This is a genomic window from Variovorax sp. P2_H12, assembly GCF_056403395.1.
In genome coordinates, this window is record NZ_JBFUFO010000021.1 from 32,125 (window position 1) to 49,881 (window position 17,757).

Below are 17,757 nucleotides of genomic sequence, written 5' to 3' on the forward strand. Positions count from 1 at the left end.
GGTTCCAGTTGGCGGAACGGGCACGCGACCGCAGTACCCGGCTGCGATGCTGTGCGTCCACGCGGCAAGTACGTTTGCCAGCGATCATCCCGCGCGAAGGTGACCCATCCAGCGACAGCGGTCGCCCACTGCGGGCGCACTGTGGCCCGCCCACTTGACGCACGGGCACCACCGCACGCAAGCTCCGGGAAGTCTCGTCACCTCTGTAGGGTTCCGCAGAATCGTCCGCTTCTGTGCGTCTCATCAAGCCTCCGCTACAGCAAGCCAGCACGCGCTCAGTTGAAGGTCTTCGCTGCTCGCGCGGAGGCGCTCAGCAAACCTGCCGGAATCCAGGGACCGGGGTCGCGCGGTTCCTGGACGGCGAAGCGCCGAAGGGCCGCTTCGACCTTTGCGAGGCCGATCGTGTCAGCAAAGAACATGGGGCCGCCACGCTCGCGCGGGAAACCGTAGCCATTGATATAAATCAGGTCGATGTCGCTCGCCCGCTCTGCGACACCCTCTTCGAGGATCCTGGCCCCTTCATTCACCAGCGCGAAGACGCAACGTTGCTCGATTTCTTCATCGCTGATCGGTCGGACGACAATACCTGCTTGCTGGCGCGCCTGCTCGACGAGCGCATCCACCGAAGGGTCCGGTATGGGTTCACGGCTGCCCGGCTCATAACGGTACCATCCAGCGCCGGATTTTTGACCAAGTCGGCCGGCCTCGACGAGTTTGTCTGCCACCCCCGGAACGAAGGTGCGCCCGGTCTCATGGGCGCGCCGTTTGCGCGCCGCATGACTGATGTCCAGGCCCGCCAGGTCTCCCACGCGGAATGGCCCCATCGCCATGCCGAACTTCTCAAGGCACCGATCCACCTGCGCTGGACTGACGCCCGCAAGGACCAGATCGTGCGCGGCGGCGACATAGCGGACGAACATGCGATTTCCAATGAAGCCATCGCAGACTCCCGCCACCACGCTGACCTTGCGCAATTGTTCCGTCAGTTTGAGCGCCGTCGCGATGACCTCTGGCGCCGTGCGAGACCCGCGCACCACTTCAACCAAATGCATGGCATGGGCCGGGCTGAAGAAATGCAGGCCGACCACGTCCTGAGGGCGCCGGGTGAAGTTCGCGATCACGTTCAGGTCCAGACAGGACGTATTTGTGGCGAGGATTGCCCCTTGTCGGCAGGTCTCATCCAGGCGCTCGAACACTTGGCGTTTGACGCGCATGTCCTCGAAGACGGCTTCGACTGCGATGTCGACATCGCGCAGGTCGCAATAGTCCAGCGTGCCCTGCAGCAAGCCAAGGCGCTTCGACACCAGCGCACGATCGAGCTTGCCCTTGTCAAGAGCCTGATCGTAATGCTCTCGAATTCGGCCGAGGCCTTTGGAGAGCGCGTCCGCACTGGACTCGAGCAGCACCACCGGGATGTCGCTATTCAGGAAGCTGATCGCGATGCCGGAGCCCATCGTGCCGCCGCCGATGATGCCCACGCTCGCCACCTTCCGCGCGAGCACGCCGGGCTGCCGGACCTTCCGGGTGGCTCGCTCGGCGGCAAAGATGTGGCGCAGGGCGCGCGATTCCACTGAGAAAACGAGTTCGCGAGCCGCGTCCTGCTCAAACGCGATGCCTTGCGCGAAGCTGCCCGAGACGCAAATGCCAACTGCTTCCACGATCTTGTCGCGCGCCCGCAGGAAGCTGCGCTGCCGATCATGGCTCAACGCGCGCCTGGCCGCTTCGACTTCTCCGTCTGCATCCGGAGGGGCGCTGCTGGCGCTGCTGCGGACGTGCTGCTGCCCCGCTGGAAGCGCCAGCGCGAAGGCTTCGGCGGCTTCCTGGACGAGGCCTTGCGTGATCAGGTCCAGGGCCGCCGTCCCGGCAAGTTCACGGGCCGCCACCGGCGATCCATCGAGCATCATCTTCAGTGCGAGGCTCACGCCAATAAGCCTGGGCAGGCGCTGCGTGCCCCCGGAAGCGGGCAGCACACCGATGCGCACCTCCGGCAGACCCAGCATCGCATCAGCCGCGGCGACGCGGTAATGCGCCGCCAAGGCGATTTCCAGGCCCCCTCCCAGGCAGTTGCCTTCCACGGCGGCGACGACCGGCTTGGGACACGCCTCGATGCACTGCGCCACGTCCACGATGCGCGGCACTCGAAAGAAGGTTTCGGGGTCCTCCAGCTCCTTCACGTCGGCGCCCGCGCAGAAGTTGCCGCCGCTTCCCGCCAGCACGATGGCGCTGACCTTCTGATCCGACGCGCACTGGTCGATGGCCGCAATCAAAGCCAAGCGCGTCGCGTAGTCCAGGCTGTTGACGGGCGGCCGCTGGATCGTGAGCTTGGCCACGGCCCCATGCAAGGCAAGGGAAACGGTGTCGTTGGTCATGGATGGTTGGCTTCAGGCGAGATGAGGCTGCATGCAGTGCATCGCCGCGCGGTAGCTCAGTCCAGCCACTTGGTGAATGAAGGCACGGCTTCGCGCGGCGTGCGGAAGGTGTTCACTAGCGCCGAAGGGTCCGCATGCCCAAGCGACATGCCGCACACCAGCATCTCCTGCGACCCGGCGCCGATGTGGCGCAGCACCGTGGAGGGAAACAGGTTCCACGCCGCCTGCGGGCAGGTGTGCAGCCCGCGGGCCCTGGCGCACAACATGATGTTCTGCAGGAAGGTGCCGCAGTCCACCAGCGAGCCGCGTCCCATCACGCGATCGACCGTGAAGATCAATCCCACCGGCGCATCGAAGAAGCGATAGTTGCGCTGCAGCTGGCGGTGCATCTTGTCCTTGTCGGCGCGACCGATGCCCAGCAGCTCGTACAGGCCCCAACCATTTTCGCGACGCCGTTCCAGGTAGGGCGGTACCCACTGGGGTGGGTAGTAGTCGTAGGACTCCGGCTCGGCCAAGGATGGATCGGCGGCCACGCGGTCGTGCTCCGTGCACGCGGCGTCGACCAGACGGTCGCGCGAGCGGCCCTGCAGGACGTAGACCTTCCAGGGCTGTGCATTGCTTCCCGAAGGCGCCCGCCTGGAGGCCTCCAGGATGTCTTCGATGAGGCTTTTCGGCACATCCTGGTGGCGCAGGAACGCGCGGCAAGAAAAGCGGCTGCCGATGGCGGCGTCCACGCTGGTGGCCGCGTTCAGGTCGCGAGGGAAAGGGTCGTTGAGGGTCGTCGGCTGCATGTCTGTTGCTCAGGAAAAGATCAGGCTCTGCGGGGCAGCGGCATCGCGGGGGCTGCAGGGATCGGGTGCCGTTGCACGATCGTGGGCGGCGGGACCGCAGGCGCTGCGGCGTCCGGCTTCGGCGCGCTTCCGAGGTAGGTGTCCACGATGCGGCGGTCGTCTGCCAGCTCGGATGCGGGACCATGGGTGCAGATGCTGCCGGTCTCGAGAACATAGGCGTAGTCGGCCACCGCGAGGGCCGCACGGGCGTTCTGCTCGACCAGCAGAATCGACATGCCCTGCTGCTTGAGCCGAGCGATGGTGTTGAACACCTCGCGCACGACCAGCGGCGCGAGTCCCAGGCTCGGCTCGTCAAGCATCAGCAGCTTGGGTGCGCACATCAGCGCGCGGCCCAGCACCAGCATCTGCCGCTCGCCGCCGGACAGCGTGTTGGCCTGTTGCTTTTGCCGCTCCTGTAGTCGCGGAAACATCTCGAACACCCGCTGCAGTTCGGCCTGCATCACGGCTGCGCCCTGACGCCGCCGGCTGTAGAACCCGAGCACCAGGTTATCCAGCACCGACATCGTGCCGAACAGGTCGCGACCTTCCGGCACCAGGCACAGGCCACGCTCGACCCGTTGCTCCGGACGCAGGCGGGCGATGTCGGCTCCCTCGAAGGTGACCATGCCGGCGGTGCGCCGCAGCCCGAACAGCGAGGCCAGCAGCGTGCTCTTGCCGGCACCGTTGGGACCGATGACGGTCACGACCTTACCGGCCTGAACTTCCAGCTCGAGGTCGTACAGCGCCTGAACCTTGCCGTAGTAGGCGCACAGGCCGCTGGCGCGCAGAAGAGACTGGCTCATGCCACCCCCCCGAGATAGGCTTCCTGCACTTCAGGCTCGGCACGCACCGCCTCGGGCCGCCCGTCGGCGATCTTGGTTCCAAAGTTCATGACGATCATGCGGTCCACCAGCTGGGTGATGAAGTCCATGTCGTGGTCCACGATCAGGATGGTGATGCCCTGGCCGCGCAAGGTGCGCAGCAACTGCGCCAGTTCCACCTTCTCCAGGTGGCGCAATCCCGCCGCCGGCTCGTCCAACAACAGTAGGGAGGGATTCGCGCACAGCGCCCGGGCCACCTCGAGGACACGCTGCTTGCCCAGCGGCAGATTGCCCGCGGGGACATGCGCGACCTCGGCGAGTCCGCAGCGGCGCAGCTGCTCCTGGGCGACAGCGCGGATCGCCGCCTCCTCGCGCCGGTTCAGGCGCAGCATGGACGCGATCAGGCCCGAGCGGGCACGCAGGTAGCAGCCGATCGCGGCGTTCTCCAGCGCACTCATGCCTTGCACCAGCTTCACGTGCTGGAACGTCCTTGCGATGCCCAGGCGGGCAATCTCGAAGGGCGTGCGTCCGTCGATCCGGCTGCCGTTGAAGCGGACCTCACCGGAGGTAGGCTGCAGCACCCCGCTCAGAAGGTGGAAGGTGGTGCTCTTGCCCGCGCCGTTGGGCCCCAGCAGCGCGACGATCTCGCCACGCTCGACCTGGAAGCTGACCTGGTTGACGGCCACAAGGCCGCCAAAGTGCTTGCTCACCTGCCGCGCCTCCAGCAACTCCTTCTCAATGCCAGGCGCGCTCGCAGATGCCGCCCCGGCTGCCGGCTGCAGCAGTGCGGGCCCCGCCCGCCCGGTGGACATCGGGGTCCATGCAGGCAGCCAGCCGCTGATGAAGGGCCACAGGCCGTTGTTCGCGCGCGCCAGCACGAACAGCATCAGAGAGCCGAACACCACCACCTCGAAGTTGCTGGTCTGTCCCAGCAGCGAGGGGAGCACGTCCTGCAGCTTGGTCTTGAGGATCGTCACCACCGCCGCGCCGATCAGCGCGCCGAAGATGGAGCCGGTGCCGCCGATCACCGCCATGAACAGGTACTCGATGCCCATGTGCACGCCGAAAGGGGTTGGGTTGACGAAGCGCTCGAGGTACGCATAGAGCCACCCAGACAGGGCCGCGAGCGCCGCTGCGATGGCGAAGGCCGCCATCTTCAGGTGCAGTGTGTTGGCGCCGAAGGCCTCTGGCAGCGTGCTGCCAGTGCGCAGGGCACGGATGGCGCGCCCGGGGCGTGAATCCAGCAGGTTGTGGACGGCGAGCATCGCCGCAGCGAGGCACAGCAGGATCAAGTAGTACATCGGCCGCTCGGTCGCCAGGCTGACGCCAAGGACCGACAGCGGGGGGACGCCGCCAAGGCCGTTGAAGCCGCCGAGAAATTCGCTCTGGCCGAGGGCGAAGTACACCGACACGCCCCAGGCCAAGGTGGCCAGCGACAGGTAGTGACCGCCCATCGAGAGCGTCAGCCGGCCGACCAGCAGGGCCACCGCGACCGTGCCGAGCACGGCCACCGGCAAGGTGGCAAAACCGTTCCAGCCGTACTTGGCACTCAGGTACGCCGACGCGTATGCGCCCACGCCGACGAAGGCGGCCTGGCCAAAGGAGATCAGACCGGCCACCCCAGTCAGCAGGACCAGCCCCAAGGCAACGATTGCGTAGAGGAAGATGAACGAGAACAGATTGAGGTAGTAGTTGGAGGCCAATAGGGGCAAGAGCACCGCTGCCCCCAGCGCTGCTCCGATCATCAGCATTCGGTTCATTTCTCCTCCTCGTGGCCATGCGGGTCGGCAACGGAACGCCACATCAGCACCGGCACGATCATGGTGAAGACAATGATTTCCTTGTAGGCACTGGCCCAGAAGGAGGCGAAGCACTCGAGCAGGCCGACCGACAGGGCTCCTGCGGCGGCAAGCCCATAGCCGGCCAGCCCTCCCAGGATCGCCCCAACAAAGCCCTTCAGCGCAAGGATGAAGCCCGAGTCGAAATAGATGGTGGTCAGCGGGCCGATCAGGATGCCCGAGACGGCGCCGATGAAGGCCGCCAGCGACAGCGCCAACTCGCCCGCGCCGGCAGGCGAGATCCCCACCACCTGGGCGCCCACCTTGCTGACCGCCGTCGCCCGCAACGCCTTGCCGGTCATGGTGCGGTTGAAGAACGCAAACAGAACCCCAATCAGCGCCGCACTGCACACCAGAACGGCGATGGATTGAGTCGTGAACTGCATGCCGGCAAACAGGAAGCTGCCTTGACCGAACCCCTCGATTCGCGAGCCCTCGGGCCCGAAAGCCAGCAGACCCGCCCCCAGAAGCACCAGGTCGAGCGCGATCGCAGCGATCAACAGCACCAGCGGACTGGCCTCGCTGAGTGCACTGAAAGCGATTCGATAAAGCGGCGGACCTAGGCTGGTCACGAGCAAGATCGCTGCAATGCACTGCAGCCAGAAGGGGCTGCCCTTGCCCACCCCATAGCGTACCGCGAGCGCGCACAGGCAGGGTAGCACGAGCAGCACTACCAGCCGGCGCGGCAGCGCCGCGTACGAACCCTCGCGCAGGCAGGATGCAAGCTCCACGAGGACGGCGGCGAGCGACGCCGCGGCCACGATCCACACCAAACCCGGCACGGCTCCCTGCTCAAAGGCAGCGACTGTCAGGACAGCGAAGACGACAAACTGCCCCTGAGGAACCAGCACGATCCGGGTGACGGTGAAGACCATCACCAGGGCGAGCGACAGCAAGACATAGACAGCACCCGTTGTGGCGCCATCTTGCAGCAGGATGAGCGCTGTGCCGAGATCGAGGTTCATTCGCCGACGTACTTCCAGGCGCCCGTTTCGATGCGCGTCATGACCCGGCTACGCTGGTCCAGCCCGATGTGATCCGTGGCGGACATGTTGTAGACGCCGTTGGTGGCCTTGATCTCCTTGGTGCTCTCGATCGCATCGCGGAGGGCCACCCGGAATTCTTGTGTCCCAGGCTGGTGTCCCGCCTTCAGCGCGCGAGGAATCGCGTCCTGCAGGATCAGCGACGCGTCCCACAAGTAGGCGGCAAAGGTGGAGCGGGGGCCGGCACCGGGGATGGCCTCGTAATTCTTGACGAACTCCATGCCAGGCTTCTTGGCGGGGTGATCGTTGGGCAGTTGCTCGGCCACCAGCACCGGCCCTGCCGGAACGAAGGTGCCTTCCAGCTTGCTGCCGCCTACGCGCAAGAAGTCGTTGTTCGCAACGCCGTGGGTCTGGTAGATCTTGCCCTTGTAGCCGCGGTCAACGAGAGTCACCTGCGGCAGCGCCGCGGGCGTTCCGGCGGCACCAATGAAGATCGCGTCGGGGTTGGCGCCAATCAGTTTGAGCGTCTGAGCGGTAACGCTCGAGTCGCGGGGGGAGTACCGTTCGTTGGCAACGACCTGGATCTTTCGCAGCTCGGCGTGCTTGGTGAATTCGCGCCACCAGCTTTCGCCATAGGCATCGTTGAACCCGATGAACCCAACCGTCTTCACACCGTTCTGCACCATGTGCTTGACAATCAAGGTAACCATGTTGCTGTCGCTCTGGGGTGTTTTGAACGCCCACTTGCGACGTTCATCCACCGGCTCGACGATGGTGCTGGAACCGGCCAAGCTGACCATCGGCGTCTTGGTCTCCGACACCAGATCGAGCACGGCGAGCGAGCTGGTCGTGATGCTTGGTCCGACGATGACGTCCACCTTGTTCTCCGAGATCAGCTTGCGCGCGTTCTTGACGGCTGTGGCGGTGTCCGAGGCATCGTCCAGGACGATGTAGTTGATCTTCTCCTTGCCGACTGTCGTGGGCAGCAAAGGAAGCGCTCGTTGCTGCGGCAAGCCGACGGAGGCGTTGGGGCCGCTGGTGGACAACATCACGCCAATGTTGATGTCCGCATGGGCAGCCGCCATGCCGAGCGAGAGCGCCAGCGCGGCCAATTTGAGCTTCATCGTTTGTCTCCTTAGTTGGACTCTTGCGGGTTGAAACTGTCGGTGGCCATCGCGGCACCGTCCATGCCGAGTTCGCGGCATGTTTGCGAGCACGCCTGCACGAAACCGGGTGAGCCACCGATCACCGCTCGGTGTCCAGCCAGCGTGCGGAACTTCTCGCGCAACCACTGTGGGGCGAACTGCTGCTTCGCACAGTGGCGACTGGGCCCGTCGGTCACGACGAGCGCATAGCTGAAATGAGCAAAGGTCCGGGATAGCGATTCGAGCCGCTCCAGCGCGAACACCTCGGCGTCCTCGCGCACGGAAAAGACCAGCTGGTGCTTGGCTGCCGAACCGCCGTGAAGACTCTGCTCGAACAAGGCAAGTACCGGCGCCAGGCCCGTGCCGCCGGCCAGTCCCAGCACTGGTCCCCCTCCTTCCGGCATGCGGCAGCTTCCAAAGGGGGCCTTGATCTCGATGCGGTCGCCCACCTGCAACTCGCCGTGGATGTAGCCGCTGGCCTTGCCACCGGGGTGCAGCGCCACGAAGAACTCGAGCGCGCCGTCGCTGCGCGGCGGCGTGGTGAAGCTGTAAACACGATTCGGATGGATGCCGGGCAACACCAGCTCCGCGTAGCTGCCCGCCTCATACGGCACCGTTCGCTCGGGCGCGACCACGAGCTGGACCACCCGCGGCGTGAGTTGAAAGTTGGCCAGCACGGTCGCCGGCGTCTGAACCACCATCGCGGCGGCGCCCACCGGGCGTAGCGTTTCGATCTCGACGATGTCAGTGAGCGGCTTGGCCTGGCACGCCAGGCACAGTCCCTGAGCCTTTTCCTCCTCGGTGATCGCAAAACCCAGCGCCCAGCCGTGGTCCACGCTGCCCTTCAGCACGCGCGACTTGCACTCACCGCACGAGGCGCCTCGGCACTGGTGGGGCAACTGTATTCCTTGCGCAAGCGCGGCGTCCAGGATGCTGTCGCCGCTCTTCACCTTGAAGCAGACGCCGTTGTTCAGGACGCGGACTTCGCGTTCTTGCACCTCTCCCATCACGCCTCGCTCCTCGCGCCGGCGCCATTGGCGAGTCCACGCATGGCGCCACACACCATGATGTCCACCAACTGGACGAGCTTGGCATGGGACACTGGACCGCTTTCGGAGTACCAAGTGTGGATCCAGTTGACCATGCCGAACACCAGCATGGTGACTGCCTTGAGATCCTCACCGGTCGCGCCCGGCAGACAACATTCGATGGCCGCGCGCATGTCGTCGACGACGGCCTTTTGGAGCGCCAGGACCTGCTCCTGTTGCACCTTCAGCAAGTTGCGTACCTCGTTCATCAGGATCATGTGGTGAAAGCGTGCAACTCGATACTCCTGCAGCAGCCGGTGCCGCTTGCGTTCACACGGCTGCTCGCCAACGCTGGCGATCTCCGCCGACAGACGGCTCGGGTAGCCCAGCATCGCCTCGAACAGCAGGGTTTTCTTGCCCGGGTAGTAGTGGTAGATCAGGGACTTGGATATGCACGCCCGCTCGGCAATCCGGTTCTTGGAGGTCTGCGCGAAGCCCTCGGTGGCGAAGACTTCCACGGCGCCATCCAGAATGAGTTCTTTCTGCGCATCGAAGTGTTCGCTGACGGTTCGAGCCATGGGCGTCAGAAGATCGGGATGATCTTGTCTGGGTCGTACACCGTTTCCTTGCCGTCGATGCCGACTTCGGGCAGCGCCGGGAATTCGATGCCATAGGGATCCAGATTGGCCTTCATGCGCAGCACGGCCGTCTTCCAGTTTTCACGCCGCTCTTCCAGCGTCAGCACCCCGAGGCCGGCGCTGCGCGCGACATCCTCCAGATGCCGCTGGGCGGGGATGAAGGTCTTGGGGAGCTTCCAGAACTGCTCGGGCGGCTCGTACAGGACACCGGAGAGGAACACGAAGCCGGCACGCAGCTGGATCGTGATCATTTCCTTGTCTTCGTCGGTGAGCACGGGCAGCAGCTTTTGCAGCACCGCCAGGCAGATGCCCAGGTGACGGCCTTCATCCTGGCCGATGCGTTTGAAAGCCTCCTTGAACACCGGGATCGTGGTGTTCTGGTACATGCCGTGGAACAGCGTGCTGGAAGCAACCTCGCCGAACAGGAACGAGGTGAACAGGATGGGCAGAGAGTATTTGTCCACCGCTGTGTTGAAGCCACTCCAGTAGCGCGAACCGTTGTAGTACAGCCATTCCACATTGTTGCGCGCGAGCTTGCCGAGCGGCGTGGTGGGCTCGTAGCCGAGAGGGCCGTCGGGGGTCATCGCCTTGATCGCGCGACCGCAGACCTCCTCGTGGTTCATCTCATCGCGCACTACTGAGAAGAAGCATTTCCGGATCGGATCCTCTTCTTTCGACTCATAGGTGTGGATGAGCGTACGCGCGAACACCACCGGACCTGATCCGTCGAAGACGGACAGCAGGGAGAACCAGTAGGCGATCGCGTAGCGCTGGTCCTGCGTGAATTTGGACGGATCCAGCGTGTCCCAAGGAAGCGTGTTGGGCGCCCAGCCTGGATCGCGCGCACCGTCGTAGATCTCGTATAGCTTGGGCGTGTTGACGATCCATTCCAGCGGAAAGATGTTCTTCGCTTCGATGGCGGGCGCCCCCTCGCGCTGGAACAGAAGCTTCTCGGGGCTTGGCATCTCGGTGTACAGCTCGGGCGGACGCTGCGCGGATTGCGCAAGCTGTTCCATGGTCTCTTCGGTGGCAGCCATTTCTTAACCTTTCAAGTGTCGTGCACGAATCTTAACATTACCCGTCCAGACGGTCAATTAAATGACCCGCTTGTTCGGGGTGATGCCGCTATTCCTGAGCTCCTCGATGGCACGCTCCTCATAGCCGGCAGCGCGCAACACTTCGGTGGTGTCCCGCGCGAAGCTCGGAGGAACGCTGCGGTAGCTGGGCGGCGTGCGCGACAAGGACACGGGGGATGCCACGCCCTGATACTCTGCAAGCTCGACCAGGCTACCGCGCGAAGCCGCATGCGGATGCATCAATGCTCCCTGGACATCCAGCACCGGTCCGCAAGGCACGCCGCGTTCCATGAGCCGTGCGGCCAGCTCCACCCCGTCCAGCGGCTCCATCAGCTGCTCAAGCGCTCCACGCAGTTCCGCCGCATGCGCCAACCTGGCGCCGTTGGTGCGGAATCGCGCGTCGCTGGCCAGCTCTTCCGCACCGAGAAGAGCGCACATCCGGGTGAACTGGGCATCGTTGCCGACTGCCAGGAAAACATGGCAGGTGCTGGTGGAGAAAGCATCGTAGGGACAGATGTTGGGGTGGGCATTTCCGCTGGGCCGCGCCACCTTTCCAGACAGCAGGTAGTTTGGAACATGCGGGTGCATCAGCGACAGACCGGAATCGAACAGCGTGGCCTCGACGAACTGCCCGTGGCCAGAGCGCTGGCGTTCCTGCAGCGCCAGCAGAACGCCGATGGCGGCATTGAGGCCCGTGACGATGTCCACCACAGGCACCCCAAGGCGCAGGGGGCCTCCCCCTTTTTCGCCATTGATCGACATCAGGCCGCACATGGCCTGCACCACGGCGTCGTAACCTGGCAGTCCGCCCATCGGCCCCTCACTGCCGAAACCTGAGACACGGCAATGCACCAGGCGCGGAAACTTGCGCGCCAGGCATTGCTCATAGCCGAGGCCCCAACGGTCCAGGGTGCCAGGTTTGAAATTTTCCACCAGTACATCGGCATCGGCCAGCAAGGTCAGGAGCACCTCGCGGCCCTCCTCGCGCGTGAGATCAAGCGCCATGCCTTGCTTATTGCGGTTCACCCCGAGAAAGTAGGAGGCCGCATCGCCCTGGAAGGGCGGCCCCCAGTCACGAGTCTCGTCACCCTGCGGCGGCTCGATCTTCACCACGGTGGCGCCGTGGTCCGCCAACAGCTGCGTGCAGTATGGCCCGCCGAGAACGCGCGAAAGGTCAATGACCTTCAGTCCGCCTAGTGCTCCCATGTCCGGCTCCTGGTCGCTCAGCGGTGAAGCACCCGCACGGCCTTGGCTTCGTACCGCGGCAGGAATCCTTCCGAATGGCACACCACCTTGCACGACACACCCAGTCGCGACTTCAGGCGCGCCTTCAACTCGGCGACGAGCTGCTCCTCAGTGGACGAGCAGCCGGTCATGCGCTCGAAGGCCACTTCCACGTCGTCGAGCGCGCCTTCTGCATCCTTCTTGTCGACGTAGACCTGCCATGCCTCCTTGACGGTGCCCTCGATGCCGGTGAGCACATCCTCGATCTGAGAGGGGAACACCATCACGCCGCGCACCTTGATCATGTCGTCGCTGCGACCGATGATGCGGCCGATGAGCGGAAAGCCCGTGCGCCCGCAGGCGCAGCCGTAAGGATTGCTGGACAGGCGCGTCAAATCACGGGTGCGCCAGCGCAGCACTGGGGAAGCCTCCTTGTCGAGCGTGGTGACGACGATCTCGCCGACCTCGCCGGGGGCAACCGGCTTGAGCGTCTTGGGATCCACGACCTCTGTCAGCACGGAATCGTCGTTGATCAGGTGCATCTCGTCCGAGGTATGCGAGTGAGGACAGGAGATGCCAAGCACGGGGCCACCCGCTTCGGTCGTGCCATAGACGTTGTAGGCCTTGAAGCCGGCGGGCATCATGGCTTCCATTTCTTCGCGGAAAGTGGCCGAGACGGACTGTCCCCCGAGGATGCCGATCCGTAGCTTCCAATCCCGCCGCGGATCGATGCCCTGCTTTTTGGCTAGCGTGATCAGCGTCATCAGCCACAAAGGGGACATGGTGGTTACGTCGTAAGCATGGTCCTTCAGCCACTGCACAACGAGTTCGCCCCGCCCGGGCCCGATGGGGAAATTGACGCCCCCATAGCTGGCCAGCACTTCGTCCATCGTGGTGCCGCCTGTCCATAGGCCATAACCGTAGCCCTGGTAGACCCGGTCCCCAGGCTTCACGCCCACAGCGCGCAGGATACGGCTCATTTGCTTGACCACCGTGACTTGCCAATCCTTCTTGCTGAAGCCAAACATCACGGGTAGCCCCGTGGTTCCCGAGGTGGCGGCAAAGCGCTGCACCTTTTCGATTGGCACGGTGAGGAAGGGGTACGGGTAACGTTGTCGAAGGTCGGACTTCTCCAGTGTCGGCAATTCCGCGAGCGACGCGCGATCGCTCAGATCAAGCGGATGCATGCCCCCGGCCTTCAGGAAGTAGTTGACCCAGTCGTCCGAGTTCGCCAAACGCTCGCCGAGCGCTTTTAGCTTCTGGTCTTGGATTTTGAGAACGGACTCCCGGTCCAGGAAGTCGTCCGGGTGGGTGGCTGGCGTTGCGATCAAGGTTGTCTCCGGAAGTAGTAAGGCTGATGGTTCAGGCCAGAAAGCGGCGGGTCTGGACCACGCTGAAGCGCGGAAGCACGAACATCGCATCGCTGAGGCTGGCGCTGCCCGCCGGGTTGCGCCCGCTCACATGGAAGTCGCTGAAGGCCGCGGATTGATTGACAAGGACGGTGCCGGTGAGGTTCAGGCTGAGGTGGGCGCCAGCCCGCGCCGCGGCCGCTTTCGCTTGCCGGATGAAGCCCTCGTCCACCGAATAGACTGACCAACTGATGGCACCTTTGCGGATGACGATCTCTTCCGCGCGAAGCAGGCCTTCGGCCGCGTCCTGCACGTCTATGACAAAGCTGATCGCACCGAAGTGCTCCCGGCCTGCTGCCTCGCTGTCGGAAGCACGCGAACGCAGCACGGCGGGCGCGCTCATCCTGGCGTCTGGCCATTCGGGGTGCTGCAGGCGGCGCGAACAAAGCAGCGGCTCCGCAAGTTCCGCCGCTGCGTCGAGCCTGTCCTGCGTATCCGTCGAGTGGATCGTACCCAGGAGGTCAAGCGCCCGTTTCGGGTCGGCCGTCATCTTCTCAATGGCTGCAACCAGGGCCGCGCGGAACTCGTCGGCCGAGCGTACTCCGTCTGGCGAACCGATTCCGCCGGCAGGCACATAGATGTTTTGCGGCGTCGTACACATCTGGCCGCTGTAGAGCGACAAACTCACCGCAATGTTGCGCACCATGCCATTGAAGTCCGCAGTGCTGTCGATCACGATCGGGTTGACGCCCGCCTTTTCGGTGAACACCACGGCCTGGCGCGCTTCTCGCTCCAACCAGTCGCCGAAAGCGGTCGACCCTGTGAAGTCGATCAGGCGCACCTCGGAATGCAGCGCCAGCTCCTTGGTCTTGGGCCGCGCAGCCGAGTCCACCATAAGCTGAACCGAGTGGGGATCAAGCCCGAGCTCGTGCAGCACCGCCTGGGCCGTCTGCACGAAAATCGCCAGCGGCAGGATCGCTCCAGGATGCGGCTTGATGATCACAGGGTTGCCGGCCACCAGGCTGGCAAACACCCCCGGATAAGTGTTCCAGGTGGGGAAGGTGGAACATCCGATCGCCACAGCAATGCCACGCGGGGCCACGTCGAAGGTCTTCTCGATGCGGACCGAATTCTTGCCGGCTGGCTTTTCCCACAGGACGCGAGCGGGAAGGGCGCGCATTTCGCGCACGGCATAGGCGATCGCTTCCAGCGCCCGCTCAAGCGCGTGCGCTGTCGCCGCTTGGAAGGCCATGCCAAACGGCTGGCCGCTTGTGTGCATCGAAGCTTCCGCCATCTCGAAGGCCCGCGACAGCAACCGGTTCAGGATTTCAATGCAGACGCCGGCGCGTTGCTCGAAGTGAATCGCCGACCAGGGGCCGAGCGCCTGGCGGGCCCGCTGCACTGCGAAATCCACCGGCAGATCGCTATAGCGAAGCGAGAGTTTCAGCCCGTAGGGGCTCGCGGCCTCTCCGTCGATGTGCTCAGTGAGTTCCGTGTCCAGTGGAAAGCGGCGCTCGAGGTGGCCGCGAAATGCGGCCTGACCGCGCGCACGCGCATCGGTGCCGTAGGCAGGGTCGTCATGGCTTTCCGGAAAGGCACTGTAGTAGGTGCGCTCGGCGATGGCGCGGATGGCGCGATCCAGCATGGGCGCGTGCGCTCGCTGCAGTTGTTCAAGGTTCATGGCTGTCAGAGGGTCTCTTCTGTTCCGAATATCACGGTCGACTGGCTGGACATGTAGCCACCAGGGGCGTGCGCCAAGGCGACCTCGGCTCCCTCCACCTGGCGCTCGCCGCAGTCGCCCCAAAGCTGCAAGACGCTCTCCACAATCGTGAAGATGCCGTACATGCCCGGATGCCCGAACGACAGTCCGCCGCCGTTGGTGTTCATCGGGAACGCGCCGCCGGGAGCGCATCGGCCGCCCGCCAGGAAGGCGCCGCCCTCGCCCTTGGCGCAGAAGCCGCAGTCTTCGGCAAAGAGCGGAGGCATTATCGTGAATGCGTCGTAGAACTGGACCACGTCCACATCCGCAGGCCTCAAGCGGGCGGACTGAAACGCCCTCCGGGCGGATTCACCGGCCACCGTGGTGGCCAGATCGGGCATCTGGGCGATGCTGCGGTGACTCACCGCCTCGCCCGCGCCCAGCAGGAACACCGGCCGGCGGCGAAGCGACCGCGCCCTCCGGGCAGACACAAGCACGACGGCTCCGCCGCCGTCGGTCACCAAGCAGCAGTCCCGCACGGTGAAGGGATCGGCGACGCGCCTGGCGTTGACGACCTGCTCCACCGTCAGCTCGCTCTTGTCCGGAGCGTCGGGATTCAGGCGGGCCCACTGGCGTGCACTCACGGCGACTTCGGCCAGCTGCTCGCGCGTCGTGCCGTACTGGTGCATGTGACGCTGCGCCACCATGGCATAGCCCGCCGCTGGCCCGGGGTAGCCGTAGGGCGTCTCGTAGGGATTCGCCTCCGAATGCGTAGTGAACTTGGAAGCGCCCGAGCGTTGGGTGCTGCCGTACGCGATCAGCGCCACCTCGCACAAGCCGGCCGCAATGGCCGCCTGGGCGTGATTCAGGTGCGCGAGAAAAGCCCCGCCTCCGATCTGTGTCGAATCCGTGTACTTCGGGCAGATGCCCAGGTACTCGCACAGGCTGAGGGTCGGCATGAATAGCTGCAGGCCGGCGGCGAACACAGCGTCCACGTCCTGCAGGCGCAGGCCTGCGTCCGCGAGGGCGGCCGCGCTGGCGAGCGCCATGATGTCCAGCGGCGAGGAGCCGGCCGGCATCTGGGGAAATCCCCCCGTGGCGACGCCCACGATCGCCGTACTTGCGCGCAGGTCGGCGATCATTCGGCAACCTCGTAGACCAGGCGGCAGCCCTCCTCAGCCGGCTCGATCTTGGCCCACACCCGCAGGCCGATCTTCAGCCTGTCCGGGGCGCAGTTCACCATTGTCGACATCATCCGGAAGCCTTCGTCGAGATCGACCAGGACGATGTTGTTCTGCGCCTGCGCCTTGTGCAGCACCGTGAACGAATAGATGGTGCCCACGCCGCCGCTTTCCTTCCAGATCAGGGCTTCACGCTCGCCGCTGGGCCCCACCTCGCGTGGATAGAAAACCGCGCGCTGGGCGGACTCGTCGAACTGATAGAGAAGCCGCCCCTGCTCCAGGCCCTCCAGGAAGATCTGCCTGGCGCTCTTGCCAGGCGATGCGAAGGTGTAGTCCGCCACTTCAGCTGCCCCGGAAGGAAGGCCTGCGCTTGGCCTTGAACGCCTCGATGCCTTCACGGGCGTCTTGCGTGTCCATCAGCCGCGCTTGGTGTACTGCTTCCAGTTCGGTCAGTTCGTCCCACCCGCCCGGATCACGCAGGATCTCCTTGCTCGCCCGGAAGGCCGCCGTCGGGCCGCTGGCGGCGAGCGCCGCCATTTTCATGGCCGTGGCCATCAGGTCCGCGGCGCCAACGCTGCGGTTCACCATGCCCATTTGAGCGGCCTCGCGTCCACTCATGATCGTTCCGAGCAGGATGATTTCCGCAGCGCGGTGGCGCCCGACCCTCTCCCTGAGTGCAAAGTGCCCCCCGGAGTCGAGAATCAGTCCGATATTTCGAAAGGGACTTCCCAGCAGAGCGTCATCGGCTGCTACGACGATGTCGCATGCCATCGCCAAGCCGAAGCCGAATCCGAGGGCCGGACCCTGCACGGCGGCAATAGTCGGGACGCCGCAATCGCGAACCTTGCGCAGGGACGGGTTGATCCTCGTATTGACGATCCCATAGGTATCCTCGCCGCCAGGCTTGGTGTCCTTGAGGTCGCGACCCGCGCAGAACGCCCTGCCCGCGCCTCGCACCAGCACACAGCGTGCGCCGTCGCGATCCGCGCGTTCGAAGGCGGTGCCGACCTCACCCATCTCGTCCACAGACAGGCTATTGCGCGCTTCCGGCCGGTTCAGCGTAACGACGCATACGTCGCCCTCTCGGGTGATCTCGATTGCTTTGCTCATGCCTTGTCCTCCCTGGGACGGCAGGCGACCAGGATCTGCAGATCGCTGGCCATCACCATCACTCCGTTCTGGTTGAACATGTTCCAGCCCATCAAGACGACGCCGTCACGACCCGCCCTCTTCTCCCTCTTGGAGCGGACTTCGGCTTCCAAGTGCAGCGTGTCGCCGATGAACGTGGGGGCGGTGAACCGAAGAGCGTCCGTTCCGTAGTTGGCGATGATGGCCGGTGCATCCGCTGGAACACCGAGGCCCGCCGCATACGCCTGCACGAGCAGGCCGGGTGCGATGCGCTGGCCGAAACGGCTGCGGGCGGCGGAATGCGCATCCGTGTGCAGGACGTTCCAGTCCCCCGTGAGCGCGCACCACTGGACGATGTCCGACTCGGTGATGGTTCGCCCCCTTGTGCGAAAGCGCTCGCCGACTTGAATCTCGTCGAAATGTTTGTGCAAGAAGTTCATGCGTTTGT

The 17,757-nt window shown here is 64.7% G+C and carries 16 protein-coding genes; all 16 read right to left on the reverse strand.

Features of this window, described 5'->3' with window-relative positions; genetic code table 11:
- Positions 1 to 275: 275 nt before the first annotated feature.
- The 16 genes from AC1DYK_RS16380 to AC1DYK_RS16455 are packed head-to-tail and all read right to left on the reverse strand — an operon-like array spanning position 276 to position 17,749.
- Positions 276 to 2,369 carry a 3-hydroxyacyl-CoA dehydrogenase NAD-binding domain-containing protein gene (locus AC1DYK_RS16380; RefSeq protein WP_478167283.1) on the reverse strand — a complete coding sequence of 698 codons (2,094 nt, stop codon included), beginning with the start codon at positions 2,367 to 2,369 and terminating at the stop codon, positions 276 to 278.
- 56 nt (positions 2,370 to 2,425) lie between these two features.
- The gene (locus AC1DYK_RS16385) at positions 2,426 to 3,160 is read right to left on the reverse strand and encodes a nitroreductase (RefSeq protein WP_478167284.1); all 735 of its coding nucleotides are present in this window, start codon (positions 3,158 to 3,160) and stop codon (positions 2,426 to 2,428) included.
- Between the two features lie 20 nt (positions 3,161 to 3,180).
- The gene (locus tag AC1DYK_RS16390) at positions 3,181 to 4,002 is read right to left on the reverse strand and encodes an ABC transporter ATP-binding protein (RefSeq protein WP_478167285.1); all 822 of its coding nucleotides are present in this window, start codon (positions 4,000 to 4,002) and stop codon (positions 3,181 to 3,183) included.
- A complete protein-coding gene (locus AC1DYK_RS16395) occupies positions 3,999 to 5,780 on the reverse strand; it encodes a branched-chain amino acid ABC transporter ATP-binding protein/permease (RefSeq protein WP_478167286.1) in 1,782 nt (593 codons plus the stop codon). Before AC1DYK_RS16395 ends, AC1DYK_RS16390 begins: the two co-directional genes overlap by 4 nt.
- The gene (locus AC1DYK_RS16400) at positions 5,777 to 6,823 is read right to left on the reverse strand and encodes a branched-chain amino acid ABC transporter permease (RefSeq protein WP_478167287.1); all 1,047 of its coding nucleotides are present in this window, start codon (positions 6,821 to 6,823) and stop codon (positions 5,777 to 5,779) included. Before AC1DYK_RS16400 ends, AC1DYK_RS16395 begins: the two co-directional genes overlap by 4 nt.
- Positions 6,820 to 7,965, reverse strand: coding sequence for an ABC transporter substrate-binding protein (locus AC1DYK_RS16405; protein ID WP_478167288.1), 1,146 nt, complete (start codon positions 7,963 to 7,965; stop codon positions 6,820 to 6,822). The genes AC1DYK_RS16400 and AC1DYK_RS16405 overlap by 4 nt, the downstream gene beginning before the upstream one ends.
- 11 nt (positions 7,966 to 7,976) lie before the next feature.
- Positions 7,977 to 8,993: a 2Fe-2S iron-sulfur cluster-binding protein gene (locus AC1DYK_RS16410; RefSeq protein WP_478167345.1), complete on the reverse strand. Its 1,017-nt coding sequence runs from the start codon at positions 8,991 to 8,993 to the stop codon at positions 7,977 to 7,979.
- Entirely contained in the window at positions 8,993 to 9,592 is a 600-nt protein-coding gene (locus AC1DYK_RS16415; protein ID WP_478167289.1) for a TetR/AcrR family transcriptional regulator, read from the reverse strand. Before AC1DYK_RS16415 ends, AC1DYK_RS16410 begins: the two co-directional genes overlap by 1 nt.
- A gap of 5 nt (positions 9,593 to 9,597) precedes the next feature.
- Positions 9,598 to 10,689, reverse strand: coding sequence for a hypothetical protein (locus tag AC1DYK_RS16420; RefSeq protein WP_478167290.1), 1,092 nt, complete (start codon positions 10,687 to 10,689; stop codon positions 9,598 to 9,600).
- A 57-nt stretch (positions 10,690 to 10,746) separates the two neighbouring features.
- Positions 10,747 to 11,934 carry a CaiB/BaiF CoA transferase family protein gene (locus AC1DYK_RS16425; RefSeq protein ID WP_478167291.1) on the reverse strand — a complete coding sequence of 396 codons (1,188 nt, stop codon included), beginning with the start codon at positions 11,932 to 11,934 and terminating at the stop codon, positions 10,747 to 10,749.
- Positions 11,935 to 11,951: 17 nt separating this feature from the next.
- A complete protein-coding gene (locus AC1DYK_RS16430; RefSeq protein WP_478167292.1) occupies positions 11,952 to 13,283 on the reverse strand; it encodes a phenylacetate--CoA ligase family protein in 1,332 nt (443 codons plus the stop codon).
- Positions 13,284 to 13,314: 31 nt separating this feature from the next.
- Positions 13,315 to 14,982, reverse strand: coding sequence for a phenylacetic acid degradation protein PaaN (gene paaN, locus AC1DYK_RS16435; protein WP_478167293.1), 1,668 nt, complete (start codon positions 14,980 to 14,982; stop codon positions 13,315 to 13,317).
- Between the two features lie 5 nt (positions 14,983 to 14,987).
- On the reverse strand, positions 14,988 to 16,142 hold the full coding sequence (locus tag AC1DYK_RS16440) for an acetyl-CoA acetyltransferase (protein ID WP_478167294.1): 1,155 nt from the start codon (positions 16,140 to 16,142) through the stop codon (positions 14,988 to 14,990).
- Positions 16,139 to 16,522 carry a Zn-ribbon domain-containing OB-fold protein gene (locus AC1DYK_RS16445; protein ID WP_478167295.1) on the reverse strand — a complete coding sequence of 128 codons (384 nt, stop codon included), beginning with the start codon at positions 16,520 to 16,522 and terminating at the stop codon, positions 16,139 to 16,141. The genes AC1DYK_RS16440 and AC1DYK_RS16445 overlap by 4 nt, the downstream gene beginning before the upstream one ends.
- 1 nt (position 16,523) lies before the next feature.
- Complete coding sequence (locus AC1DYK_RS16450) at positions 16,524 to 17,291, reverse strand: enoyl-CoA hydratase/isomerase family protein (RefSeq protein WP_478167296.1); 768 nt, start codon at positions 17,289 to 17,291, stop codon at positions 16,524 to 16,526.
- Positions 17,288 to 17,749, reverse strand: a complete 462-nt coding sequence (locus AC1DYK_RS16455) for a MaoC/PaaZ C-terminal domain-containing protein (RefSeq protein ID WP_478167297.1) — start codon at positions 17,747 to 17,749, stop codon at positions 17,288 to 17,290. The genes AC1DYK_RS16450 and AC1DYK_RS16455 overlap by 4 nt, the downstream gene beginning before the upstream one ends.
- Positions 17,750 to 17,757: the final 8 nt, after the last annotated feature.

Coding starts and splice junctions, on each gene's coding strand:
- AC1DYK_RS16440 (WP_478167294.1), bottom strand. CDS start 16,142: ATGATCGCCGACCTGCGCGCAAGTACGGCGATCGTGGGCGTCGCCACG.
- AC1DYK_RS16410 (WP_478167345.1), bottom strand. CDS start 8,993: ATGGGAGAGGTGCAAGAACGCGAAGTCCGCGTCCTGAACAACGGCGTC.
- AC1DYK_RS16390 (WP_478167285.1), bottom strand. CDS start 4,002: ATGAGCCAGTCTCTTCTGCGCGCCAGCGGCCTGTGCGCCTACTACGGC.
- AC1DYK_RS16405 (WP_478167288.1), bottom strand. CDS start 7,965: ATGAAGCTCAAATTGGCCGCGCTGGCGCTCTCGCTCGGCATGGCGGCT.
- AC1DYK_RS16450 (WP_478167296.1), bottom strand. CDS start 17,291: ATGAGCAAAGCAATCGAGATCACCCGAGAGGGCGACGTATGCGTCGTT.
- paaN (WP_478167293.1), bottom strand. CDS start 14,982: ATGAACCTTGAACAACTGCAGCGAGCGCACGCGCCCATGCTGGATCGC.
- AC1DYK_RS16425 (WP_478167291.1), bottom strand. CDS start 11,934: ATGGGAGCACTAGGCGGACTGAAGGTCATTGACCTTTCGCGCGTTCTC.
- AC1DYK_RS16455 (WP_478167297.1), bottom strand. CDS start 17,749: ATGAACTTCTTGCACAAACATTTCGACGAGATTCAAGTCGGCGAGCGC.
- AC1DYK_RS16415 (WP_478167289.1), bottom strand. CDS start 9,592: ATGGCTCGAACCGTCAGCGAACACTTCGATGCGCAGAAAGAACTCATT.
- AC1DYK_RS16395 (WP_478167286.1), bottom strand. CDS start 5,780: ATGAACCGAATGCTGATGATCGGAGCAGCGCTGGGGGCAGCGGTGCTC.
- AC1DYK_RS16385 (WP_478167284.1), bottom strand. CDS start 3,160: ATGCAGCCGACGACCCTCAACGACCCTTTCCCTCGCGACCTGAACGCG.
- AC1DYK_RS16400 (WP_478167287.1), bottom strand. CDS start 6,823: ATGAACCTCGATCTCGGCACAGCGCTCATCCTGCTGCAAGATGGCGCC.
- AC1DYK_RS16420 (WP_478167290.1), bottom strand. CDS start 10,689: ATGGCTGCCACCGAAGAGACCATGGAACAGCTTGCGCAATCCGCGCAG.
- AC1DYK_RS16380 (WP_478167283.1), bottom strand. CDS start 2,369: ATGACCAACGACACCGTTTCCCTTGCCTTGCATGGGGCCGTGGCCAAG.